Below are 22245 nucleotides of genomic sequence, written 5' to 3' on the forward strand. Positions count from 1 at the left end.
GGTGGATACGACCCTCCAGGACCCTCTCGTCGGGCAGCTGCTCGACGGCCGGTATCGCGTCGAGGCGCGCATCGCCGTCGGCGGCATGGCCACGGTCTACCGGGCCGTGGACACCCGCCTCGACCGGGTGCTCGCCCTCAAGGTGATGCACCCGGCGCTCGCGACCGACGTCTCCTTCGTCGAGCGCTTCATCCGCGAGGCGAAGTCGGTGGCCCGGCTCGCGCACCCCAATGTCGTCGCGGTCTTCGACCAGGGGGCACAGGGGGCGTACGTCTATCTCGCGATGGAGTACGTCGCGGGGTGCACCCTGCGCGACGTCCTGCGCGAGCGCGGTGCCCTCCAGCCCCGCGCCGCGCTGGACATCCTGGAACCGGTCCTGGCCGCGCTCGGCGCGGCGCACCGGGCGGGCTTCGTCCACCGCGACATGAAGCCGGAGAACGTCCTGATCGGGGACGACGGCCGGGTGAAGGTCGCCGACTTCGGTCTCGTACGCGCCGTGGGCACCGTCACCGACAGCACCGGCTCGCTCCTGGGGACCGTGTCCTACCTCGCCCCCGAGCAGATCGAGCACGGTACGGCGGACACCCGCGCCGATGTGTACGCCTGCGGGGTCGTGCTGTACGAGATGCTGACCGGCGGCAAACCGCACACCGGCGATACCGCGGCCCAGGTCATCTACCAGCACCTCAACGAGGACGTCCCGGCCCCCTCGGCCGTGGTTCCCGGCCTTCCGGTCGCGCTGGACAGCCTGGTGGCGAGCGCCACCGCCCGGAACGCCGGGATCCGCCCGCACGACGCGGTGGTGCTGCTCGCCGAGGCCCGGGAGGCCCGTGCCGGGCTCACCGACGAGGAGCTGGACGCGGTACCGCCGCAGGCGCTGACCACGGACCACGACGGCGGTGAGGACCGTACGAGCGTGATCCCGCGGGTCCTGCCCGTGGACCAGGGCACCGCCCACCACACGAGCCGGCTGGAGATGCCACCGGCCGGTCCGCCGGAGCCGGCCCGGACCCGGCGGCGCGGACCGTTCGGGGGCCCGCGCCGTCGGCTGTACGCGGCCCTCACCGCTCTGGTGCTGGTGCTGGGGATCGGCACGGGTGTCTGGTACATCAACTCCGGGCAGTTCACCCGGGTCCCCTCCCTGCTGGGCCAGACCCAGAAGACGGCCGAGCAGCGGCTCTCGGACGCCGGTCTCGACCTGGCGGGCGTCGACCGGGCGTACAGCGACACGGTCGACCGCGGCGCGGTGATCAGCAGCGACCCCGCGTCCGGCGAGCGGATCCGGGGCAACGGCTCGGTCGGGCTGGTCGTCTCGCGCGGCCCGGAGATCGTGGAGGTCCCCGACGCCGAGGGCCTCTCGCTCGGCGACGCCCGGCGTGAGCTGAAGAAGGCGGGCCTGGTTCCCGGGATGGTGACCAGGGAGTTCAGCGAGGACGTGGTCCGGGGCGATGTGATCCGTACGGACCCCGAGGCCGGCACGGAGCGCCACCCCGACTCGGCCGTCGCGCTGGTCGTCAGCAAGGGAAGCCCGGTCGACGTGCCGGATGTCACGGGGCTCTCGGTCGTGGACGCCACCGCCGCGCTGGACGAGGAGGGCCTCAAGGCCGAGGTGCTGCCCGACCGGGTCAACTCCCCCGAGGTCGCGGGAGACATCGCCCACCAGACGCCGGGCGAGGGCGCGGAGGCGGCGGAGGGCGACACGGTCCAGCTCACGGTCTCCAAGGGGCCGCGGATGCTGGACGTCCCCGACGTCACCGGCAAGGACGTCGACGAGGCGAGGAGCACACTGGAAGACGCGGGGTTCGAGGTCGAGGTCGACCGGCCGTTCCTCTCCTTCAGCGACACCGTCGCGAGCCAGTCCGTGGACGGCGGCGAACAGGCCGCCGAGGGCTCCACGATCACCATCAGGACCAAGGGACTCTAGAACATGCGCAATCCGGTGGGCGGCCACGTTCCGGTGGCCGGAGGCCTCGCCAAGGTCGGTCTCGGCTACGCGCGCGAGCTGGCCGCGGAGACCGTGCAGGTCTTCGTCGCCAATCCGCGCGGATGGGCGACGCCCACCGGGAATCCGGCGCAGGACGACGTGTTCCGCTCCGAGTGCGCGGCCGCGTCGATCCCCGCGTACGTCCACGCCCCGTATCTGATCAACTTCGGCTCGCACACCGAGGCCACCGTCGAGAAGTCGGTGGAGTCACTGCGCCACTCGCTGCGCCGGGCCAGGGAGATCGGCGCGCGGGGAGTCGTGGTGCACACCGGATCGGCGACCGGGGGACGGCCCCGTGCCCAGGCCCTGGCGCAGGTGCGTACGCATATGCGGCCGCTGCTGGACGAGCTGACGCACGACGACGATCCGGATCTGCTGCTGGAGTCGACCGCCGGCCAGGGGTTCTCGCTCTGCTCGCGGACCTGGGACTTCGGCCCGTACTTCGAGGCGCTGGACTCCCACCCCAAGCTGGGCGTCTGCCTCGACACCTGTCACATCTACGCCGCGGGTCACGATCTGACCGGCCCGGCGGGCATGCGGCAGACCCTCGACCTGCTGGTGGACACGGTCGGGGAGGGCCGGCTGAAACTGATCCACGCCAATGACTCCAAGGACGTCGTGGGCGCGCACAAGGACCGGCACGAGAACATCGGCGCGGGTCACATCGGCGCGGAGCCGTTCCGGGAGCTGTTCTCGCACCCGGCGACCGAAGGCGTACCGCTGATCATCGAGACGCCCGGCGGCACGGCGGGACATATCGCGGACGTGGCTCGGCTGAAGGAGCTGCGGGCTTCGGCGACCGCTTGAGGAATACCCCGCAGGGGTCTCCCCGCGGCACGCCAGGACACGCCGTGGCGCACCGGTACCACCGCTGACGGGGAGTACCCGCGCCGAACGGCTCAGAGTTCGGGGCCGTCCCCGGGCTCCTCCTGGTAGGAGTAGCGCTGCTCGCTCCAGGGGTCACCGATGTTGTGGTAGCCGCGCTCCTCCCAGAAGCCGCGCCGGTCGGCCGTCATGTACTCGATGCCCCGGACCCACTTCGGGCCCTTCCAGGCGTACAGATGGGGAACGACCAGGCGCAGCGGGAAGCCGTGCTCGGCGGTGAGGAGTTCGCCGTCCTTGTGGGTGGCGAACAGTGTGCGGTCCGAGACGAAGTCGGCGAGCCGCAGATTCGAGGAGAAGCCGTACTCCGCCCAGACCATCACATGGGTGACGTCGGGCGCGGGCGGCGCGAGTTCGACGACGTTCCTGGCGAGCACCCCGCCCCATTCGGCGCCGAGCATGCTGAATTTCGTCACGCAGTGCAGGTCGGCGACGACCGAGGAGAACGGCAGCGCCGAGAAATCCTGGTGATTCCAGCAGTGTTTGTCACCGTCCGCCGTGGCCCCGAAGACCCGGAATTCCCAGCGGTCGGGTTTGAACTTGGGAACAGGCCCGTAATGGGTTACCGGCCAGCCGCGCTGCAGCCGCTGACCCGGCGGAAGCTCGGACTGCTCTGATTCGCGGTATTCCCGGCTTTCCGGCTGACCCATGGCTCCATGGTGACAGACAGGCAGGGGTGGTCATGACCAGGGCAGAGGCGATTCGGGCAACTCATACTAAGCATGCACTTACTGGACGGCCGGAAGGTGTGGTGCAAGGATGCGGCCAACTTGCCCAGTTCACCGGTTGGAAGGAGCCTCTGCGATGCAGGGCGACCCGGAAGTCATCGAGTATCTCAACGAACAGCTCACGGGCGAGCTGACTGCCATCAACCAGTACTGGTTGCACTACCGAATCCAGGAAAACAACGGCTGGACAAAGCTTGCGAAGTACACGCGGGCGGAGTCCATGGACGAGATGAAGCACGCGGACCGGCTCACGGAACGCATTCTGTTCCTGGACGCGCTGCCCAACTATCAGCGGTTGTTCCATGTGCGGGTGGGACAGACGGTCACCGAGATGTTCCAGGCGGACCGGCAGGTCGAGGTGGAGGCGATCGACCGCCTCAAGCGCGGCATCGAGGTCATGCGCGGCAAGGGCGACATCACCTCGGCGCGGATCTTCGAGGACATCCTGGAGGACGAGGAGCACCACATCGACTACCTCGACACCCAGCTGGAACTCATCGAGAAGCTCGGGGAGCCGCTCTACATCGCGCAGCTCATCGAGCAGCCGGACAGCTGACCCGCGGGAGGGGCCACTGCGGGAGGGGCTCAGGCGGCGTCGGAGAGCCGGACGTCCGGCAGCGCCATGGCCACCGGTGCGGCGACCGGACCGGCGGCCGGATCCCGGCGCTGTTCCAGCAGCTCCCGGCGCGGGCATTCGCCGCGCCCGAGGAGAGCCTGGATCCTGCGGACGCAGCCGCCGCAGTCGGTGCCGGCCTTGCAGGCGGAGGCTATCTGGCGGGGCGTGCAGGCCCCGGCGTCCGCATGCTGCTTGACCTGCTGTTCCGTAACGCCGAAACACGAGCAGACGTACATGCGGTTCACCTCCCGGGGGATCGGTCGCTGGCGCCGTCCCGATCTATTCGGTGAGGCTAACCTAACCTTACCCGTCGCTCAAGGTGCGTAAAAGCCCCGGAACGCCCGGTGGGGCACGGATCACATCGATCCGTGCCCCACCGGTAGGACTGCGCGGTATTCCTACTGGTCGCGGTACATCTCGGCGACGAGGAAGGCCAGGTCGAGGGACTGGCTGCGGTTCAGGCGCGGGTCGCAGGCCGTCTCGTACCGCTGGTGCAGGTCGTCCACGAAGATCTCGTGGCCGCCGCCGACGCACTCGGTGACATCGTCACCGGTCAGCTCGACATGGATGCCGCCCGGGTGCGTGCCCAGGCCCTTGTGCACCTCGAAGAAGCCCTTGACCTCGTCCAGCACGTCGTCGAAACGGCGCGTCTTGTGGCCGGAGGCGGCCTCGAAGGTGTTGCCGTGCATCGGGTCGGTCACCCACACCACGGTGGCGCCGGAGGCGGTGACCTTCTCGACGAGCTGGGGGAGCTTGTCGCGGACCTTGTCGGCGCCCATCCGGACGATGAAGGTCAGCCGGCCGGGCTCCCGGTCGGGGTCCAGCCGGTCGATGTAGCCGAGGGCCTCGTCGACGGTGGTCGTCGGGCCGAGCTTGACCCCGATGGGGTTGCGGATCTTCGAGGCGAACTCGATGTGCGCGCCGTCCATCTGGCGGGTGCGCTCACCGATCCAGACCATGTGGCCGGAGGTGTCGTACAGCTCGCCGGTGCGCGAGTCGGTACGGGTGAGGGCCGACTCGTAGTCCAGCAGCAGCCCCTCGTGCGAGGAGTAGAACTCGACCGCCTTGAACTCCGCCGGATCCGTGCCGCACGCCTTCATGAAGTTCAGCGCGTTGTCGATCTCTCGGGCCAGGGCCTCGTAGCGCTGGCCGGAGGGCGAGGACCTCACGAAGTCCTGGTTCCAGGCGTGCACCTGGCGCAGGTCGGCGTAACCGCCGGTGGTGAAGGCGCGGACCAGGTTCAACGTGGAAGCGGATGCGTGGTACATCTGCTTCAGCCGTTCCGGGTCCGGGATCCGGGCCTTCTCGGTGAAGGCGAAGCCGTTGACGGAGTCGCCCCGGTAGGTCGGCAGCGTCACCCCGTCGCGGGTCTCGGTCGGCTTGGAGCGCGGCTTGGAGTACTGGCCCGCGATCCGGCCCACCTTCACCACGGGCACGGAGGCCGCGTAGGTCAGGACGGCGCTCATCTGGAGCAGCGTCTTCAGCTTGGCCCGGATGTGCTCGGCGGACACGGCGTCGAAGGCCTCGGCGCAGTCGCCGCCCTGCAGCAGGAACGCCTCGCCCTTGGCGACGGCTCCCAGGCGGGCGCGCAGTTGGTCGCACTCGCCGGCGAAGACGAGCGGCGGATACGACGCGAGGTCCGCGAGTACATCGCGCAGCGCCTCGGAGTCGGGGTACTCGGGCTGCTGCGCCGCGGGAAGGTCTCGCCAGGTGTGGCCACCGGCGACGGAGGTATTGGCGTTCACGGTCACACGGACAACATTACGGGGTCGCGGAGTGCGTCCATTCGAACGCTCAATAATTGAGACACCTGCTCCGGCGCCCCGGACGTCCGCTAGGGTTCGGGGCATGTTCGCGCAGCAGACCCGTATCTCCATCCAGAACTGGTGGTGGACCGCTCATCCGGCGGCCCGCTGACTCGACGCGCGTAACAGACTTCGCGAAGGCCGCCCGAGGGCGGCCTTCTTTGTGTTCCGGGCCGTTCCTCCACCTCCATCCGGAAGGAACGACCCATGTCCGACCGTGTCACCGACCTCGTCCGCCGACTGCTCCAGGACGACTGCCCGCCGTTCGCACTGCTGCGCCGCCGCACTCCCGGCCATGACCACGACATCGTCGAGCTGCTGATCGGCGGGGTGCGGGAGGCGGAGCGGCTGGCCGACCTGCCGGTGGGCGAGGCGCCCTCGCTCGCCCTGGTGCCGTTCCGGCAGATCGCCGAGCGCGGTTTCGATGTCCGCGACGACGGGACCCCGCTGTCCGTGCTGGTCGCGGACGAGACGTACGAGCTGCCGCTGGACGAGGTCCTCGCCCAGCTGCCCCGCCATGAGGTGCGGGTCGAGAACGGGGGCTTCGACGTTCCCGACGAGGCGTACGCGGGGATCGTCCGGCGGGTCATCGAGGACGAGATCGGGCAGGGCGAGGGCGCGAACTTCGTGATCCGGCGGAACTTCCTGGGCGAGATCCCGGGATTCGGACGGGCGGACGCGCTGGCGCTGTTCCGGCGGCTGCTGGCCGGTGAGCGGGGGGCGTACTGGACGTTCGTCGTCCACACCGGGGACCGGACACTGGTCGGAGCCAGCCCCGAGGTGCATGTCCGGATGTCCGGCGGGACGGTCGTGATGAACCCGATCAGCGGGACCTACCGCTACCCGGCCGAGGGCCCCACCCCCGAGAGCCTGCTGGCCTTCCTCGGCGACCGCAAGGAGACCGAGGAACTCTCCATGGTGGTCGACGAGGAACTGAAGATGATGTGCACCGTCGGCGACATGGGCGGGGTGGTGGTCGGCCCCCGGCTGAAGGAGATGGCCCACCTCGCGCACACCGAGTACGAGCTGCGGGGCAAGTCCTCCCTGGACGTCCGGGAGGTGCTGCGGGAGACCATGTTCGCGGCGACGGTCACGGGCTCGCCCGTGCAGAACGCCTGCCGCGTCATCGAGCGGTACGAGCCCGGCGGCCGGGGCTACTACGCGGGCGCGCTGGCCCTGCTGCGCCGGGACGCGGGCGGGACACAGACCCTGGACTCGCCGATCCTGATCAGGACCGCGGACATCTCGGCCGACGGACGGCTGAAGGTGCCGGTCGGCGCCACGCTCGTACGCCACTCGGACCCGGAGAGCGAGGTCGCCGAGACGCATGCGAAGGCGGCCGGGGTACTGACGGCGCTGGGGGTACGGCCGGGGCGGCCGCGGGAGGAGGCGGCCCGGCCACGGCTGGCGTCCGATCCGCGGGTGCAGGCGGCGCTGGACGACCGGCGCGGCGGGCTCGCGCCCTTCTGGCTGCGGATGCAGGAGCGCACGCGGGAGCGCGCCGGCCATGCGCTGGTGGTGGACGGCGAGGACACCTTCACCGCGATGCTGGCCCATCTGCTGCGCTCCGCGGGGCTGGAGGTGTCGGTGCGCCGGTACGACGAGCCGGGGCTTCGGGAGGACGTACGGGCGCACCGCGGGCCGGTCGTGCTGGGCCCCGGTCCCGGCGACCCGGGCGATCTCACGGACCCGAAGATGCGGCTGCTGCGCGGGTTCGCGGCCGAGCTGGTGCGCGATCACCGGCACGGGCTGCTGGGGGTCTGCCTGGGTCATGAGCTGATCGCGGCCGAGCTGGGGATGGACGTCGTGCGCAAGGCCGTGCCGTACCAGGGCGCGCAGACCCGGATCGAGCTGTTCGGCCGGCCGGAGACGGTCGGCTTCTACAACAGCTTCACCGCGCGCTGCGACGGGGCGAGCGCCGCCGAACTGGCCGCGCACGGCATCGAGGTGAGCCGGGACGAGGCCACGGGCGAGCTGCACGCGCTGCGCGGGGAGGGCTTCGCCTCGGTGCAGTTCCACCCGGAGTCGGTGCTCACGATCCGCGGGGCCGCGATCGTGTCCGAGCTGCTGGCGGGGCTGCCGGTCCTCAGCTGAGAACGGCGGCCGGACGGCTGACGGTCCCGTCCGGCCGGCGGGTCCGTCAGCTCTTCGGCGGTGCCGGGACGAGGACGTTCTCGCTGCTCCGGCGGGCCAGGTAGTCGGCGACGTTCCGTACGGTGGCGTCGATGATCTGGCCCACCGCGTCCTCGGTGTAGTACGCCTGGTGCGAGGTCACGATGACGTTGGGGAAGGTGACCAGCCGGGCCAGGGTGTCGTCGTCGACGCCCTCCAGGGACTTGTCCAGGAAGAAGAGCCCGGCCTCGGCCTCGTACACGTCCAGTCCGACACCCAGGAAGCGGCCCGCGCGCAGCTCACCGACCAGGGCGGTGGTGTCGATCAGGCCGCCCCTGCTGGAGTTGATGAGGATCGCGTCGTCCTTCATCGCGGCCAGGGCGGCCTTGCCGATGAGGTGGTGGGTGGAGGGGAGCAGCGGTACGTGCAGGCTGATCACGTCGGCCTCGGCGAACAGCTGCTCCTTCTCCACGTACCGCATGCCGAGTTCGGTGCAGGCCGGGTTCTCGGCGACGTCCCAGCCCAGCAGCTTCATGCCGAAGCCGTGGGCGATCCGGGTGAACGCCTCGCCGATCTTCCCGGTGCCGACCACGCCGACGGTGCGGCCCCGCATGTCCCGGCCGAGCAGCCCGTCGAGGCGGAAGTCGAAGTCCCGGGTGCGGCTCGCGGCGCGGATGATGCGCCGGTTGACCGCCATGGCGAGCGTCCAGGCGAATTCGGCGACGGAGTACGGGGAGTAGGAGGAGACCCGGGCGACGCGCAGGGCGAGACGCTCGGCGACGTCCAGGTCGATGTTGTTGAAGCCGGTGGAGCGCTGGGCGATCATCTGGGTGCCGCCCGCGGCGAGGGTCTGGAGGACCTTGCCGCCGAGGTCGGCGTTGACGCTGGTGGAGATGATCTCGTAGCCCGCCGCGATGGGGGCGGTGTCCCGGTTCAGGAAGACGTCCAGGCAGCGGACCTCGTGCTGTCCGGCGAACGCCTTCTCGATCAGGGGCTTCTCATCGGACTGCACGCCGAACGCCAGGATTTCCACTGCTTCTCCCGCTCTGTACGCATACCAGGGTGATGGGCCGGATATCGCGAATATACGGCCCGCCGGGTCAGGCGTCGTCGAGCCCGCGCTCAATGGCGTACCGCACGAGCTCCACCCTGTTGTGCAGCTGGAGCTTGCCGAGGGTGTTCTGGACGTGGTTCTGCACGGTGCGGTGCGAGATGACCAGCCGTTCGGCGATCTGCTTGTACGAGAGTCCCTTGGCGACCAGCCGCAGCACCTCCGTCTCGCGCTCGGTGAGCCGCGGGGCCTTCGGTTCGTCGGAGGCGACCGGGGCGGGGTCGGAGGCCAGCCTGCGGTACTCGCCGAGGACGAGCCCGGCGAGGCCGGGGGTGAAGACCGGGTCGCCCGCGGCGGTGGAGCGGACGGCGTCGGTCAGCTCCTGGGTGGAGGCGGACTTCAGCAGATAGCCGGTGGCGCCGGACTTCACCGCCTCCAGCACATCGGCGTGCTCACCGCTCGCGGAGAGCACCAGGACACGCAGCCCCGGGTGGGAGCCGACCAGTTCCTTGCAGACCTGGACACCCGGCATCCCGGGCAGGTTCAGGTCCAGGACGAGGACGTCGGGATCCGCGGCCCTGGCGCGGCGTACGGCCTGCGGGCCGTCCCCGGCGGTCGCCACGACCTCGAAGCCGGACTCCGCGAGATCGCGGGCCACCGCGTCGCGCCACATCGGGTGGTCGTCGACCACCATCACCTTGATGGGCCGCTCCGCGCCGCCCCGCTCGTTGTGCGTACTCATCCGGCTGATTCTGCCTTCCCCCGGGAAACCTTCGGAACCTTCAACTCGACCTCGGTGCCCTGTCCCGGCACGGAGATCAGCTCTGCCGTGCCGCCGAGATCACGCAGCCGGCCGCGGATGGACAGGGCGACCCCGAGCCGCCCCTCGCCCTCCGCCTGGGCCAGGCGCCCCTCCGGGATGCCGGGTCCGTCGTCCCGGACCGTGACGATCACCTCGTCCGGCTCGTCCTCGACCAGGATCCAGGCGTGCGCGTCCTGCCCCGCGTGCACCCGCACATTGTCCAGCGCGGCACTGACGGCGGCGGCGAGCTCCCGCGCGGCCCCAGGCGGCAGCAGCACCGGAGCGCCCGGCTCGGCGAAGCTGGTCCGGGAACCCGCGTGCGGGGCGAGCAGGGCACGCAGATCGCACGCCTCGGCCCGGCCGGACCGCTCGGCCTCCCTGTCGTCGTCGACCTCGACCGTACGGACGACGGCGCCCTCGGCGGCGTCCTCGGAGAGCCGGGAGGTGGGCACCAGGCCGCTGGAGACGAGCGTGCGCAGGGCGATCTCCTGCTCCCCCGCCATCCGGCCGAGTTCGGCGGCCTCGCCGCCGATGGCCGAACCCCGGCGCTGCACCATGGCGAGGACCTGGAGCACGCTGTCGTGGATGTCACGGGCCAGGCGCTCCCGCTCGCGGGTGGCGGCCTCGATCTCCAGGGCGCGGGCCAGGGTGCGTTCACTGGCGCGGGCGACCTCGACGACGTACCCGATGGCGATGGAGGCGACCCAGACCAGCAGGACGTTGTGGAAGGTGTCCCGGCTGGGATGGCCGCGCTCGATGATGTTGGCGACGGCGACGAAGGTGGAGGCGAAGGCCGCCCAGCGCCAGCCGCCCTTGATCGCGAAGGCCAGCACGGAACCGGCCGTCCAGATCGACGGGAGCGTCGGGCCGTCGACGTGCTGGGCGTCGAAGTCGGCGAGCGGGGTGAGCAGGATCCCGGAGAGGGCGACGACGAGGTCCACGCCCAGGAAGCGCTTGGTGCAGCTCACCGCGCCCGCGACCTTGGGCAGGGTGAACAGCGTCCACAGCACCATGACCACCAGGAAGGCGACGGCCACCCAGGGCCGTTCGTACTTGTCTTGGCCGAACACCGAGAGCAGCACCGCGTAGATCATCGTCAGTACGCGGTACGCGGTCAGCGCACGCCACAGCGGCTGCTCGACCGACATCCGTACGACACGCTCGCGCCTGGCCATCACTTCACACCCCCCGGGACGGACAACGACGCGGCTAGTCGCCGGACCGTTCCGTTCCGTCCTCGTCCGCCCCGTGCCCCCGCTTGTGCGCGCGCTTCTCGTCCTCGGCCCGCTGTCCGGCCTCGTCGGCGATCCGGCGCTTGGCGGCGGTGGCGTAGATGTCCACGTACTCCTGGCCGGAGAGCTTCATGATCTCGTACATGACCTCGTCGGTCACCGAGCGCAGGATGAACCGGTCGCCGTCCATGCCCTGGTAGCGGCTGAAGTCGAGCGGCTTGCCGATCCTGATGCCCGGCCGCATCAGCTTGGGCATCACCTGGCCGGGCGGCTGGATCTTCTCCGTGTCGATCATCGCGACCGGGATGACGGGCGCTCCCGTGGCCAGTGCCACCCGGGCCAGACCGCCGGGCTTGCCGCGGTAGAGCCGTCCGTCGGGCGAGCGGGTGCCCTCGGGGTAGATCCCGAAGAGGCCGCCGCTCTCGACGACCTGGATGCCCGCCCTGATGGCCGCCTCACCGGCGCCCCGGGCACCGGAGCGGTCGACCGGGAGCTGGCCGACGCCCTTGAAGAAGGCGGCGGTGAGCTTGCCCTTCACCCCGGGCGCGGTGAAGTACTCGGCCTTCGCGATGAAGGTGACCTTGCGGTCCAGGACGGCCGGCAGGAAGAACGAGTCGGAGAACGACAGATGGTTGCTCGCGAGGATCGCCGGCCCGTGCTCGGGGATGTTCTCCAGGCCCTCCACCCACGGCCTGAAAGCGAGCTTCAGGGAGCCGCCGATGGAGAACTTCATTGCGCCGTAGATCAACTCGGGTGCCTCCTGTGTGCTGTCGGTCAGACCTTAGCCTGTGCCCTCGCCCGCGCTCCCGCCCGGCACGGGGCGGTGCTCCCGGCCGGTGCGGGCGGTACGGGCCGTGACGGCCCTGGTCGGTGTCGGTCCGGTCGCGTACGGTGAAGTCATCCTTCTCGCACTCCCCGCACGCCCCGCCCAGCCTCACGAACAGGAGACCTTGGTGCCGGTCCTCCCTGGAGCCGAGCCGTTCCGCCACGAGGGCGGAGAGGTCGGCGTCCTCCTCTGTCATGGATTCACCGGATCGCCGCAGTCGCTGCGCCCCTGGGCCGACTATCTGGCCGAGCGCGGGCTGACCGTCTCGCTGCCGCTGCTGCCCGGACACGGCACCCGCTGGGAGGACATGGCGGTCACCGGCTGGCAGGACTGGTACGCAGAGGTGGACCGGGAGCTGCGGGCGCTGCGTGAGCGGTGCGAGCAGGTCTTCGTCTTCGGCCTGTCCATGGGCGGTGCGCTGACCCTGCGGCTGGCGGCGAAGCACGGGGACGCGATCAGCGGTCTGGTGCTCGTGAACCCGGCGAACAAGGTGCACGGCCTCTCGGCGTACGCCCTGCCGGTCGCCCGTCATCTGGTGCGGACGACCAAGGGGCTGGCCAGCGATATCGCGCTGGAGGGCGCCGAGGAGGTCGGCTACGGCCGGGTGCCGCTGCACGCGGCCCATTCGGTGCGGAAGTTCTTCCGGCTGGTCGACGCCGAGCTGCCCCAGGTCACCCAGCCGATCGTGCTGCTGCACAGCCCGCAGGACCATGTCGTGCCGCCCGCCGACTCGGCCCGCATCCTCAGCCGGGTGTCCTCGACGGATGTCGAGGAGATCCTGCTGGAACAGAGCTACCACGTGGCGACGTTGGACCACGATGCGGAGCGGATCTTCGATGAGAGCTACCGGTTCATCGGCCGCCTCGCACCCAGCGTCGGGAAGAAGGGGAGCACATCCGGTGGCTGAGCACGACGCGGAGCGCACAGGCAGCGACGAGGAGCGCGAACCACGTCCCATGGAGGGCACGGCCGTGCCCGGGGGGACCGGGAGCGCCGAGGGGGCACCGGGCGGCAGGCCGGTCGACGAGGACGCGGCCTGGCAGGCGATCGTCGCGGGGTACGGCGAGGAGCCGCCGGACCCGCCGGGCGCCAAGCCGTTCAAGTCGATCGAGGATCTCGCCCTGCTGGAGGACGGCCAGCTGAACGTCCTGGGACCGGACGCGGGTCCGGGCGACTCCGCGGACAAGGGGACCAAGCAGGCGCCCCCGAAGCCGCCGGAGAAGAAGGCGCTCGGCAGCTCGGTGGTCTTCGCCCCCGGTGTCGGCGGTCCCCGTGACTACGAGGTGGCGGAGCCGGCGAACGGCGACACGGACGATCCGGACGACAGCGAGGAGGGCCACTTCGTGCCCCCCGAGCCGCCGGAGCTTCCGGAGGCCGATGTCACCGCGAAGTTCGCGTGGCTCGCGGTCGTCGGCGGCCCGGTCCTGATGCTGCTCGCGGTGCTGTTCCAGTGGGAGATGACGTGGTGGCTCACCACGATCTGCATCGGCGGGTTCCTGGGCGGCTTCGCGACGCTGGTGGCCCGGATGCCCCATGACGACGACGATGCCGACGGCTACGACGATCCGGGGCGCGGCGCGGTGGTCTGAGCCGCCGGGGCCGGACGGGCCCCGGGGCGGCACGGCCCCGGGTCAGGCGGGCCCCGGGCCGGACGCGGGCACCCTCAGCGCCGCCAGCACGGGCAGGTGGTCCGTGGCGGCCCGCAGGTCGGCCTCGTCGATGCCGGGCAGCCCCGCCGGGACGCCGCAGCCGAGGACCTCGATGCCGTGCGTCGCGAAGACCGCGTCGATACGGCGTCGCGGGTCCTCGGGGGTGAAGGTGAGCTCGCCGCCCCACGGCGCCACGGCCCAGCAGTCCTGGAGCCGCCCGGCCAGGTGCCGGAACGCCTTCCCGGTCGGTACGTCGTTGAGGTCGCCCGCCGCCACGGCGTGCGGCACGTCCATCGCCTCCAGTTGCCGCAGCAGCAGTTCGCTCTGGGTCAGGCGCTCCTCGCGCTGGAGGCTCAGATGGCAGCTCAGCACACCGATCCGGGTGCCGGCGATCCGTACCACCGCCGTGGCGAAGCCCCTGCGGTGCAGCCCGGGGGTGCGGGGCAGCAGGATGTCCTCGGTGCGCTCGACCGTGGCCCGCAGCGAGCACAGCAGCATCGGCCCGGCCGCGGTGGCGCCGCCGCCGAGGACCACGAGACCGCTGCGCTTGGCGAGCCGGGCGGCCGCCTTGCGCCAGCGGAAGAAGCGCGGGGCCTCCTGGACGAAGACCAGGTCGGGGGCGCAGGCGCGGATGACCCGGGCGAGCGCCGCGGTGTCGTCGCGCATCGAGCGGACGTTGTAGGTGAGCACCCGGACGACGGCCGAACCGTCCGGCTCGGTGCGGGAGTCGGGCAACGGCGTCATGACCATGCGGGCCACGATACGACGGACGCCCGCCGCTGCCCCGAAGGGCGCGACGGGCGTCCGGTCGGTCCTGGGCCGCCGCCGGTTCTCGCCCGCGGCAGCCCGCCGTCAGCCCTGGCGGGCCAGGTCGGCCGCGCCCACCAGTCCGGCCTTGCCGCCCAGTTGGGCGGCGAGCACCTGTGCGTGCGGGCGCCACTCGCCGCCGATCAGCCAGCGCCGGAACGACTTGCGGATCGGGTCGAGGACGAGTTCGCCCTCGTCCGAGACGCCGCCGCCGACGATGAACGCGGACGGGTCGAAGAGCGAGGCGAGGTCGGCCAGTCCGGCACCGGCCCAGCGGGCCAGCTCACGGAACGAGTCGACGGCCACCGGGTCGCCCTGCCGGGCGGCCTGGCTGATGTGCTTGCCCTCGATGCCCTCCACGGTGCCGTCGCCGAGCGCGAGCAGGGCGGCGGCGTTCTCCGGGGTGGCGTTGGCACGCTGCTTGGCGTACCGGACGAGCGCGCGGCCGGAGGCGTACTGCTCCCAGCAGCCCTGGCTGCCGCAGCCGCAGAGCAGACCGTCCGGGACGACCCGGATGTGGCCGAACTCGGCGGCCACGCCGAAGCGGCCGCGGCGCAGCTTGTTGCCGATGATGATGCCGCCGCCGAGGCCGGTGCCGAGCGTGATGCAGATGACGTCGTCGTGGCCCTGGCCGGCACCGAAGCGGTATTCGCCCCAGGCGGCCGCGTTGGCGTCGTTCTCGACGACGACCGGCAGGCCGACGCGCTGCTCGACCTTGTCCTTGAGCGGCTCGTGGCGCCAGTTGATGTTCGGCGCGAAGAGTACGGTGGCGCGCTTGTCGTCGACGTATCCGGCAGCGCCGATGCCGACGGCCTCGATGTCGTGGCCGTCGCTCGCGCCGGCCACGGCCGAGCAGATGGCGTCGACGATGCCTTCGGCCGTCGGAGGGGTCGGTACCTTGAACGTCGAGAGGATCCGGCCCTCTTCGTCGACCACTCCAGCCGCGATCTTCGTGCCGCCGATATCGACGCCGATGGTGAGTCCCATGAATCCCTCAGTTCCGGTCGAGCCCCGCTAGGGCCAACCGTACCCGAGGCAGGGCACCGCCCGGTCCGCCCGGCCGTCCCGCCGGACCCGTTTCCGCGCGGGTCAGTCCAGGTCGATGTGCTCGCTCCCGGCGGGGCCCCCGTCCCTCGGATCGGAGGGGTCCTCGGCCGCCTTCTTCTGCGTACCGGCGGGACCGCCGCTCCCTCCGGCGCCCTCCGTCGTCCGGGTCCAGCGGCCCTCCTGGCCCTCGACGGCCGAACGGTAGGCGGCCAGGAGCTCGTTGCCCGCCGCCGCGAGATGATCGAAGAGGTCCGGATTGCGTTCGATGACGGGTTCGACGGCCGTCTTCGCCTGCCGGATGACCTGCTGCACGGCTCCCTGGGCGGCCACGCCGAGCAGCGGCGACTGGAACGAGGCGACCTTGTCGGCCACGGCGTCGACCAGCTTGCGCAGTTCCTCGGCGGCGGAGCCGGGCTGCGGGCCGTACCGGGCGCGGCGGCGGGCCTTCTCGGCCTCCAGGTCCTCGGCGCAGGCCTCGGCCCACGCGTCGCCGTCGACGGGACGATCGGTGGCTTCACTCATGGCTGACTCCTGCGACGCGGGTTGCCGGCGACGGGCCGTACGGAACACGTACTACCGACGTTACCCGAACGGTGGTGTCCCGTTCAGGGTGTGCGCGGCCAGAGCGCCGGGTCCGGGGTGAACCGGACGCGCAGCACACCGTCATGGAGTGCCGCGCCCGAGACGGTGCAGCGCCGCAGCCCGGATTCGAGCCGCACGATCCGGTGGAACGGGCCCGCGGTGAGCAGCAGTTCGTCGCCGCGGCGGACGAGCCGGAGGTCGGACTTGGCGGCGCCGGGCAGCGGCAGGCACCAGACGAGCGCCCGCTCGCGGCCGTCCTCGGCGGGGGCCTCCTCGATCCACCAGGGGTCGTCGGCCCGCCCCGGTGCCCGCTCGTCCGGCACGGCGGGGGCGAGGGCGTCGAGGTCGTCGAGGCCCTGCGGGTCGCGCCCGAGGTGGGGCACCTCGCACAGGGGGGTGCCGGGGGCCCACTCCGCGCGCCAGTGGTCCAGGCACTTCTCCTGCTGGGCCGCGAGCCCGGCGAACCAGGGGTCGGACGAGTGCCGGGGAAGCACCCGCCCGGCCACCAGGGTGTCGACGCGCAGCCCCTGCAGGGCGAGGCCGGTACGGGCGGTGCGCAGCGCGTCCCCGGCGGCGGGTCCCGGTTCGGCGACCAGGCGGACGGTGGTCGCGCGGTCCTCGATCAGCGCCTGGACGGCGGCCAGCTCGGCGTCCTTGCGGGCGGCCGCCTCGTACAGCCACTGGGCGGGCATCGGGACCCCGGCGAGCTGGGCGAGCATCGGGCGCAGCGCGCGGGCGGCCTGCCGTTCCTGGGGCAGCAGGCGGCGCAGATAGCGGCGCAGCTGTTCGGGCAGGGCGAGCAGGGCGAGGGCTTCGCGCAGCGGTGGCAGGTCGACGACGAGGACCTCGTAGCCGGCTTCGGGCGAGGCCCAGTCGCCCTCGGCCGCGCGGCGCAGGGTGTGCAGGAGCGCGAGCGGGGCGCTGCCGGGCAGCTCGGTGAGTTCCTCGCCGTCCAGCCGGTTGGCGCCGAGGAGTTCGAGGACGCCCGCGGCCCGGTTCTGGAGTTCGAGGAGTTCGCCGCGGAAGTGGGCACCGGAGTCGATGCGGGCGCTGTACAGGTGGCCGGTGACCTCGGCGGGTTCCGGGCCGGCGGGGAAGCCGGGGACGGTGTCGGCGGAGATCAGGAGGGTGCGGCGGCCGCTGCGGGCGGCGGCCAGCGCGGTCGCCGCCGCGACGGTGGTACGGCCTGCGCCGCCGGGACCGGTGACCAGGACCGTACGCACCGGGTCAGGCCTGCGGGACGGACTCGACGCGCTTCTTCAGGCCGGCCAGGGCGCGGTCGATGATGACCTTCTCCGCCTTGCGCTTGATCATGCCGAGGAGCGGGATCTTGACGTCGACCGCGAGCCGGTAGGTGACCTCGGTGCGGTCGCCGCCGATGGGCACCAGGGCGTAGGTGCCGTCCAGGGCGCGCAGCATCTGGGACTTCACCAGGCTCCAGCTGACCTCGTTCTCGCCGGTCCAGGTGTAGGCGAGGACATGGTCGTCCTTGATCGCTCCGGCGTCCAGGACGAGGCGGACCTGCTCGGCGCGGCCGCGGTCGTCGGTGGCCAGGACCTCGGCCTCCTTCACCTCGCCGGTCCACTCCGGGTAGCGGGCGAAGTCGGCGATCACGCCCATGACGTCGGCCGGTGCCGCCTCGATCGTGATGCTCGAGCTGGTGTGTTCAGCCATCGCCGTGGCCCTCCAGTGCGGTGTACCGGTCGCGTTCGGCAGGAGCCTGCCGGTTGCAGGCTATCGCGTGCCCGCCCCCGCCCCGTTCACCAGGTGAGGGCCCAGGGCACCCCGGTCGAGGCGAAGTGCCCGACGTTGACACACTCGGTCGTCCCTATCCGCATCCTGCGGACCAGCGGCTGGTGGACATGGCCGAACAGCGCGTACCGGGGGCGGGTCCCGCGGATGGCGTCGAGGAGGGCCCGGCTGCCGCGTTCGAAACGGCGGGCGACGGTGTCGTACGTCAGCTCCGGCACCTCGGGCGGGATGTGCGAGCAGAGCACGTCGACCGGGCCGAGCGCCTCGACCTTGGCCGCGTACTCCTCGTCGCTGATCTCGTACGGGGTGTTCATCGGGGTCTTCAGCCCGCCGCCGACGAAGCCGAAGACCCGGCCGCCGATCTCGACGCGCTCACCGTCCAGGACGGTGGTCCCGGGGCCCGCGTACTCGGGCCAGAGGGCGGGGACGTCGACGTTGCCGTAGGTGGCGTACGTCGGGGTGGGGAAGGCGGCGAACAGTTCGGCGTACTGCTTGCGCACCGCACCGAGGATCGCGGCGTTGCGGTCCTTCCCCGCCCAGAGTGAGCGGCCGAACTCACGCGCCTCCTCGAAGCGGCGTTCGGTGCGCAGCGCGACGATGCGGTCCGCGTTCCGCTCGCCGAAGAGGTCGGGGAAGATGCCGCGCGAATGGTCGGCGTAGTCGAGGAAGAGCACCAGGTCACCCAGGCAGAGGAGGGCGTCCGCCCCGTCCCCGGCGCGGGCCAGCGCCTCGGTGTTGCCGTGCACATCGCTCACCACATGGACACGTGTGGTGCGGCGCGCGGCCGCGTCCCGACCGTGCCGACCGTCCTGTTCGCTGCCTCGCATGGCGTTCACCCTAGGGGCTGTCCGGCACGGAGCGCCGTCCCCCCGGAGGGCGGGCCCCGCGGCGTCCGGTGCGTGCGCTCGCGGGGCGGAGGGGCGTCCTCGCACGGGACGTACGAGGACGCCCCGGCACCGCCGCGCGGATGCGTGCCGGGCGTCGCAGGTCAGGCGCGATGCGCCGGACAGGGGCCGGGTCCCCCGGGGCCGTGAGCAGGGGTGGCCGGACCTGCGGTTACTTCCGCGTCGTGACAGGGGTGGACTACTGTGCGCGAAAGGACCACCCATGTGTGTGATGCATGAGACATCTGGCCGGAACCCCCTATCGGGAACCCTGTACCGGTGGGTAACGTCCGGGCAGTCCAGTCGTGCTCACCCCACGGAGCACCTGCCAATCTTGGACCGCAGCCGGTGCGTCATACAGAGCCGTGGCACCGGAGCCCGATGAGGAGCAGCAGTCTTGCGCGAGTTCAGCCTTCCGGCCCTTTACGAGGTCCCGACGGACGGCAACCTGACGGATCTCATCCGCCGCAATGCCGCTCAGCATCCTGATGCCGCGGTGATGAGCCGCAAGGTGGCCGGTGTCTGGACGGACGTCACCGCCACCCGGTTCCTGGCCGAGGTGAGAGCCGCCGCCAAAGGGCTGATCGCCTCGGGCGTGCAGCCCGGCGACCGGGTCGCCCTGATGTCCCGCACGCGCTTCGAGTGGGTTCTGCTGGACTTCGCGATCTGGAGCGCGGGCGCGGTGACCGTGCCGGTCTACGAGACCAGCTCCGCCGAGCAGATCCAGTGGATCCTCGGTGACTCCGGCGCGGTCGCGGTGCTCGTGGAGAGCGACGGGCACGCCGGGGCGGTCGCCTCCGTACGGGACCGGCTGCCGGAGCTGTCGCACGTGTGGCAGATCGACAAGGGCGCGGTCGACGAGCTGACCGCGGCCGGCGGCGAGGTCTCGGACGAGACCCTGGACCTGCGCATGGTGAGCGCCAGGGCGGACGACCCGGCCACCATCGTCTACACCTCCGGCACCACGGGCCGCCCCAAGGGCTGTGTGCTGACGCACCGCAGCTTCTTCGCGGAGTGCGGCAACGTGGTGGAGCGGCTGAAGCCCCTCTTCCGTACCGGCGAGTGCTCGGTGCTGCTCTTCCTGCCCGCCGCGCATGTCTTCGGACGGCTGGTCGAGGTGGCCGCCGTGATGGCCCCGATCAGGCTCGGCTGTGTGCCGGACATCAAGAACCTCACCGATGAACTGGCCACATTCCGGCCGACGCTGATCCTCGGTGTGCCGCGGGTCTTCGAGAAGGTCTACAACTCGGCGCGCGCCAAGGCGCAGGCCGACGGCAAGGGCAGGATCTTCGACCGGGCGGCCGACACCGCGATCGCCTACAGCCGTGCGCTGGGCACCCCACAGGGTCCCTCGCTCGGCCTGCGGCTCAAGCACAGGCTCTTCGACAAGCTGGTCTTCGGCAAGCTCCGCGCGGTGCTCGGGGGGCGCGGCGAGTTCGCGATCTCCGGCGGCGCCCCGCTGGGCGAGCGGCTCGGGCACTTCTACCGGGGCATCGGCTTCACGGTGCTGGAGGGCTACGGCCTCACCGAGACCTGTGCGGCGACCGCGTTCAACCCGTGGGACCGGCAGAAGATCGGTACGGTCGGCCAGCCGCTGCCCGGTTCGGTCGTCCGGATCGCCGACGACGGCGAGGTCCTGCTGCACGGTGAGCACCTGTTCACCGGCTACTGGAACAACGAGGCGGCGACGGCCGAGGCGCTGGCCGACGGCTGGTTCCACACGGGTGACATCGGCACGCTCGACGAGGACGGCTATCTCGCGATCACCGGCCGCAAGAAGGAGATCATCGTCACGGCGGGCGGCAAGAACGTCGCCCCCGCCGTCATCGAGGACCGGATCCGCGCGCACGCCCTGGTCGCCGAGTGCATGGTGGTCGGCGACGGGCGGCCGTTCATCGGCGCGCTGATCACCATCGACGAGGAGTTCCTGGTCCGCTGGGCCGACGAGCACGGCAAACCGGCCGGCTCCACGGCGGTGTCGCTGCGCGAGGACGCCGATCTGCTGGCCGCGGTGCAGCGGGCGGTGGACGACGGCAACGCCGCGGTGTCCAAGGCGGAGTCCGTACGCAAGTTCCGCATCCTGCCCACGCAGTTCACCGAGGAGGCGGGCCACATCACGCCGTCGCTGAAGCTGAAGCGCAATGTGGTGGCGAAGGACTTCGCGGACGAGGTCGAGTCGATCTACCGCGCCTGACGCACGTACGCGGAAAGGGGGCCCGCACGGTGTGCGCGGGCCCCCTTTCCGCAGGTCCGGCCGGGCGGCGGAAGCGGCCCGGCCGGATGCCCCGCGCGGCTCAGAGCAGTGTCCTCAGCTCTTCGGCGAGCAGGTCCCAGCGCCACTTCTCCTCGACCCAGGCCCGGCCCCGCTCCCCCATGCTCCGCCGCAGCTCCGGGTCGCCGAGCAGCGTGACGATCCGGTCGGCCGACTCCTCGGCGTTCCCGCCGCGCACCACCCACCCGGTCTCCCCGTCGAGCACCGCGTCGGGGGCACCGCCCGAGTCGCCCGCCACCACCGGCAGTCCGGTCGCGGAGGCCTCCAGGTAGACGATGCCCAGGCCCTCGACGTCGAGGCCCCCGCGCCGGGTGCGGCACGGCATGGCGAAGACGTCCCCCGCGCCGTAGTGGGCGGGCAGCTCCGCCCACGGCACCGGGCCGGTGAAGCGCACCGAGTCCAGCACGCCCGTCTCGGCGGCCAGCCGCTTCAGGTCCTTGGCGTACGGGCCGCCGCCGACGATCAGGAGCACGGCGTCCGGCACCTGCGCCAGGATCGCGGGCATGGCGAGGATCAGCGTGTCCTGGCCCTTGCGCGGCACCAGCCGCGACACACAGACGACGACGGGCCGGTCGGTAAGTCCGAGGCGGGCCCTGACCCGGTCCCCGCCGGACGCCGGGTGGAAGGTCTTCTCGTCGACCCCGGGCGGCAGCTGGACCATCCGGGCGGCCGCCCCGGGGGTGAGCGCGGCGGCGATCCGGGAGCGGGTGTACTCACCGAGGTACGTGATGGTGTCCGTGCCCTCGCCGATCCGGCGCAGCAGTTGCCGGGACGCGGGCAGCTGGGCCCAGCCCGCCTCGTGCCCGTGGGTGGTCGCCACGATGCGGCGGGCGCCGGCCCTGCGCAGGGCCGGCGCCATCAGACCGAGCGGGGCGGCGGCGCCGAACCAGACGGAGGTGCAGCCGTGCGCGCGCAGCAGTCCTACGGCCTGCCGGGTGACCCGCGGGGTCGGCAGCAGCATGGTCGTACGGTCGCGCACGACGGTGAACGGCTGCTCCGCGTCGAAGGCGGCGGTGGCCGCGACACCCTCGGCGCTCCGCTTCCAGGTCGAGGCGTAGACGACGAGCTGTCCGGGGTCCAGGCGCAGCGCCATGTTGTGCAGGAACGCCTGGATACCGCCGGGGCGGGGCGGGAAATCGTTCGTCACGATCAAGGTCTTGTCCATCGCCGCCGACAGTACCCAACGGCCGCGCTTCATGGCTCACGCACGGTCC

At 71.6% G+C, this 22245-nt stretch carries 22 protein-coding genes; 8 read left to right on the forward strand and 14 right to left on the reverse strand.

What is annotated here, in order from left to right:
* Position 1: 1 nt before the first annotated feature.
* A complete protein-coding gene (gene pknB, locus OHA98_RS29520) occupies positions 2 to 1924 on the forward strand; it encodes a Stk1 family PASTA domain-containing Ser/Thr kinase (protein WP_266929932.1) in 1923 nt (640 codons plus the stop codon).
* A gap of 3 nt (positions 1925 to 1927) precedes the next feature.
* On the forward strand, positions 1928 to 2791 hold the full coding sequence (locus OHA98_RS29525; protein WP_266929934.1) for a deoxyribonuclease IV: 864 nt from the start codon (positions 1928 to 1930) through the stop codon (positions 2789 to 2791).
* Between the two features lie 92 nt (positions 2792 to 2883).
* Here the strand turns inward: OHA98_RS29525 and OHA98_RS29530 are convergent, their stop codons facing one another.
* Complete coding sequence (locus OHA98_RS29530) at positions 2884 to 3516, reverse strand: sulfite oxidase-like oxidoreductase (RefSeq protein WP_266929936.1); 633 nt, start codon at positions 3514 to 3516, stop codon at positions 2884 to 2886.
* Positions 3517 to 3670: 154 nt separating this feature from the next.
* On the opposite strand from OHA98_RS29530, the gene bfr reads away from it, so the two are divergent.
* A complete protein-coding gene (bfr, locus tag OHA98_RS29535; RefSeq protein WP_266929938.1) occupies positions 3671 to 4150 on the forward strand; it encodes a bacterioferritin in 480 nt (159 codons plus the stop codon).
* Positions 4151 to 4179: 29 nt separating this feature from the next.
* Here the strand turns inward: bfr and OHA98_RS29540 are convergent, their stop codons facing one another.
* Positions 4180 to 4446 (reverse strand): bacterioferritin-associated ferredoxin, encoded by a 267-nt coding sequence (locus OHA98_RS29540; protein WP_266929940.1) that lies wholly within the window; start codon positions 4444 to 4446, stop codon positions 4180 to 4182.
* A 162-nt stretch (positions 4447 to 4608) separates the two neighbouring features.
* Positions 4609 to 5955, reverse strand: a complete 1347-nt coding sequence (locus OHA98_RS29545; protein ID WP_266930976.1) for a class II 3-deoxy-7-phosphoheptulonate synthase — start codon at positions 5953 to 5955, stop codon at positions 4609 to 4611.
* Between the two features lie 103 nt (positions 5956 to 6058).
* Between OHA98_RS29545 and OHA98_RS42995 the strand changes: the two genes are divergently transcribed.
* Both OHA98_RS42995 and OHA98_RS29550 read left to right on the forward strand, forming a co-directional pair.
* Positions 6059 to 6127 (forward strand): trp operon leader peptide, encoded by a 69-nt coding sequence (locus tag OHA98_RS42995; protein WP_351863589.1) that lies wholly within the window; start codon positions 6059 to 6061, stop codon positions 6125 to 6127.
* Positions 6128 to 6222: 95 nt separating this feature from the next.
* Positions 6223 to 8109: an anthranilate synthase family protein gene (locus OHA98_RS29550; protein ID WP_266929942.1), complete on the forward strand. Its 1887-nt coding sequence runs from the start codon at positions 6223 to 6225 to the stop codon at positions 8107 to 8109.
* 46 nt (positions 8110 to 8155) lie between these two features.
* On the opposite strand, the gene OHA98_RS29555 is transcribed toward OHA98_RS29550, so the two are convergent.
* From OHA98_RS29555 to OHA98_RS29570, 4 genes are all read right to left on the reverse strand, one after another.
* Entirely contained in the window at positions 8156 to 9160 is a 1005-nt protein-coding gene (locus OHA98_RS29555) for a 2-hydroxyacid dehydrogenase (RefSeq protein ID WP_266929944.1), read from the reverse strand.
* A 67-nt stretch (positions 9161 to 9227) separates the two neighbouring features.
* Entirely contained in the window at positions 9228 to 9920 is a 693-nt protein-coding gene (locus tag OHA98_RS29560) for a response regulator transcription factor (RefSeq protein WP_266929946.1), read from the reverse strand.
* Positions 9917 to 11155, reverse strand: coding sequence for a MacS family sensor histidine kinase (locus OHA98_RS29565; protein ID WP_266929948.1), 1239 nt, complete (start codon positions 11153 to 11155; stop codon positions 9917 to 9919). The genes OHA98_RS29560 and OHA98_RS29565 overlap by 4 nt, the downstream gene beginning before the upstream one ends.
* A gap of 34 nt (positions 11156 to 11189) precedes the next feature.
* The gene (locus OHA98_RS29570; RefSeq protein ID WP_266930977.1) at positions 11190 to 11945 is read right to left on the reverse strand and encodes a 1-acyl-sn-glycerol-3-phosphate acyltransferase; all 756 of its coding nucleotides are present in this window, start codon (positions 11943 to 11945) and stop codon (positions 11190 to 11192) included.
* Positions 11946 to 12165: 220 nt separating this feature from the next.
* Between OHA98_RS29570 and OHA98_RS29575 the strand changes: the two genes are divergently transcribed.
* Together OHA98_RS29575 and OHA98_RS29580 are read left to right on the forward strand one after the other, a co-directional pair.
* Positions 12166 to 12945 (forward strand): carboxylesterase, encoded by a 780-nt coding sequence (locus OHA98_RS29575; RefSeq protein WP_266929949.1) that lies wholly within the window; start codon positions 12166 to 12168, stop codon positions 12943 to 12945.
* Positions 12938 to 13627 carry a hypothetical protein gene (locus tag OHA98_RS29580; protein ID WP_266929951.1) on the forward strand — a complete coding sequence of 230 codons (690 nt, stop codon included), beginning with the start codon at positions 12938 to 12940 and terminating at the stop codon, positions 13625 to 13627. The genes OHA98_RS29575 and OHA98_RS29580 overlap by 8 nt, the downstream gene beginning before the upstream one ends.
* A 42-nt stretch (positions 13628 to 13669) precedes the next feature.
* Here OHA98_RS29580 and OHA98_RS29585 read toward each other — a convergent pair whose 3' ends face one another.
* The 6 genes from OHA98_RS29585 to OHA98_RS29610 all read right to left on the reverse strand — a co-directional run bounded on the left by OHA98_RS29585 (position 13670) and on the right by OHA98_RS29610 (position 18702).
* Positions 13670 to 14437 carry an endonuclease/exonuclease/phosphatase family protein gene (locus OHA98_RS29585; RefSeq protein ID WP_266929953.1) on the reverse strand — a complete coding sequence of 256 codons (768 nt, stop codon included), beginning with the start codon at positions 14435 to 14437 and terminating at the stop codon, positions 13670 to 13672.
* Between the two features lie 102 nt (positions 14438 to 14539).
* The gene (locus tag OHA98_RS29590) at positions 14540 to 15481 is read right to left on the reverse strand and encodes an ROK family glucokinase (RefSeq protein ID WP_266929955.1); all 942 of its coding nucleotides are present in this window, start codon (positions 15479 to 15481) and stop codon (positions 14540 to 14542) included.
* A 102-nt stretch (positions 15482 to 15583) separates the two neighbouring features.
* Entirely contained in the window at positions 15584 to 16063 is a 480-nt protein-coding gene (locus OHA98_RS29595; RefSeq protein ID WP_266929957.1) for a DUF5304 domain-containing protein, read from the reverse strand.
* Between the two features lie 83 nt (positions 16064 to 16146).
* Positions 16147 to 17346 (reverse strand): ArsA family ATPase, encoded by a 1200-nt coding sequence (locus OHA98_RS29600; protein ID WP_266929959.1) that lies wholly within the window; start codon positions 17344 to 17346, stop codon positions 16147 to 16149.
* A gap of 4 nt (positions 17347 to 17350) precedes the next feature.
* Positions 17351 to 17797 carry an SRPBCC family protein gene (locus OHA98_RS29605; protein ID WP_266929961.1) on the reverse strand — a complete coding sequence of 149 codons (447 nt, stop codon included), beginning with the start codon at positions 17795 to 17797 and terminating at the stop codon, positions 17351 to 17353.
* Positions 17798 to 17883: 86 nt separating this feature from the next.
* The gene (locus OHA98_RS29610; protein WP_266929962.1) at positions 17884 to 18702 is read right to left on the reverse strand and encodes a metallophosphoesterase; all 819 of its coding nucleotides are present in this window, start codon (positions 18700 to 18702) and stop codon (positions 17884 to 17886) included.
* A 454-nt stretch (positions 18703 to 19156) separates the two neighbouring features.
* Here OHA98_RS29610 and OHA98_RS29615 point away from each other — a divergent pair, with 454 nt between their 5' ends.
* The gene (locus tag OHA98_RS29615; protein ID WP_266929964.1) at positions 19157 to 20953 is read left to right on the forward strand and encodes a long-chain fatty acid--CoA ligase; all 1797 of its coding nucleotides are present in this window, start codon (positions 19157 to 19159) and stop codon (positions 20951 to 20953) included.
* A 100-nt stretch (positions 20954 to 21053) separates the two neighbouring features.
* Here OHA98_RS29615 and OHA98_RS29620 read toward each other — a convergent pair whose 3' ends face one another.
* Positions 21054 to 22196 (reverse strand): glycosyltransferase family 4 protein, encoded by a 1143-nt coding sequence (locus OHA98_RS29620; RefSeq protein ID WP_266929966.1) that lies wholly within the window; start codon positions 22194 to 22196, stop codon positions 21054 to 21056.
* Between the last annotated feature and the right edge of the window lie 49 nt (positions 22197 to 22245).

The organism is Streptomyces sp. NBC_00654 (genome assembly GCF_026341775.1).
In the GTDB taxonomy this organism is placed as follows: domain Bacteria; phylum Actinomycetota; class Actinomycetes; order Streptomycetales; family Streptomycetaceae; genus Streptomyces.

Bases quoted from the DNA above. Each gene is read 5' to 3' on its own strand.
- OHA98_RS29525 (WP_266929934.1), top strand. From the start codon at position 1,928: ATGCGCAATCCGGTGGGCGGCCACGTTCCGGTGGCCGGAGGCCTCGCC.
- OHA98_RS29530 (WP_266929936.1), bottom strand. From the start codon at position 3,516: ATGGGTCAGCCGGAAAGCCGGGAATACCGCGAATCAGAGCAGTCCGAG.
- bfr (WP_266929938.1), top strand. From the start codon at position 3,671: ATGCAGGGCGACCCGGAAGTCATCGAGTATCTCAACGAACAGCTCACG.
- OHA98_RS29540 (WP_266929940.1), bottom strand. From the start codon at position 4,446: ATGTACGTCTGCTCGTGTTTCGGCGTTACGGAACAGCAGGTCAAGCAG.
- OHA98_RS29550 (WP_266929942.1), top strand. From the start codon at position 6,223: ATGTCCGACCGTGTCACCGACCTCGTCCGCCGACTGCTCCAGGACGAC.
- OHA98_RS29560 (WP_266929946.1), bottom strand. From the start codon at position 9,920: ATGAGTACGCACAACGAGCGGGGCGGCGCGGAGCGGCCCATCAAGGTG.
- OHA98_RS29565 (WP_266929948.1), bottom strand. From the start codon at position 11,155: ATGGCCAGGCGCGAGCGTGTCGTACGGATGTCGGTCGAGCAGCCGCTG.
- OHA98_RS29570 (WP_266930977.1), bottom strand. From the start codon at position 11,945: ATGAAGTTCTCCATCGGCGGCTCCCTGAAGCTCGCTTTCAGGCCGTGG.
- OHA98_RS29585 (WP_266929953.1), bottom strand. From the start codon at position 14,437: ATGGTCATGACGCCGTTGCCCGACTCCCGCACCGAGCCGGACGGTTCG.
- OHA98_RS29590 (WP_266929955.1), bottom strand. From the start codon at position 15,481: ATGGGACTCACCATCGGCGTCGATATCGGCGGCACGAAGATCGCGGCT.
- OHA98_RS29595 (WP_266929957.1), bottom strand. From the start codon at position 16,063: ATGAGTGAAGCCACCGATCGTCCCGTCGACGGCGACGCGTGGGCCGAG.
- OHA98_RS29605 (WP_266929961.1), bottom strand. From the start codon at position 17,797: ATGGCTGAACACACCAGCTCGAGCATCACGATCGAGGCGGCACCGGCC.
- OHA98_RS29610 (WP_266929962.1), bottom strand. From the start codon at position 18,702: ATGCGAGGCAGCGAACAGGACGGTCGGCACGGTCGGGACGCGGCCGCG.
- OHA98_RS29620 (WP_266929966.1), bottom strand. From the start codon at position 22,196: ATGGACAAGACCTTGATCGTGACGAACGATTTCCCGCCCCGCCCCGGC.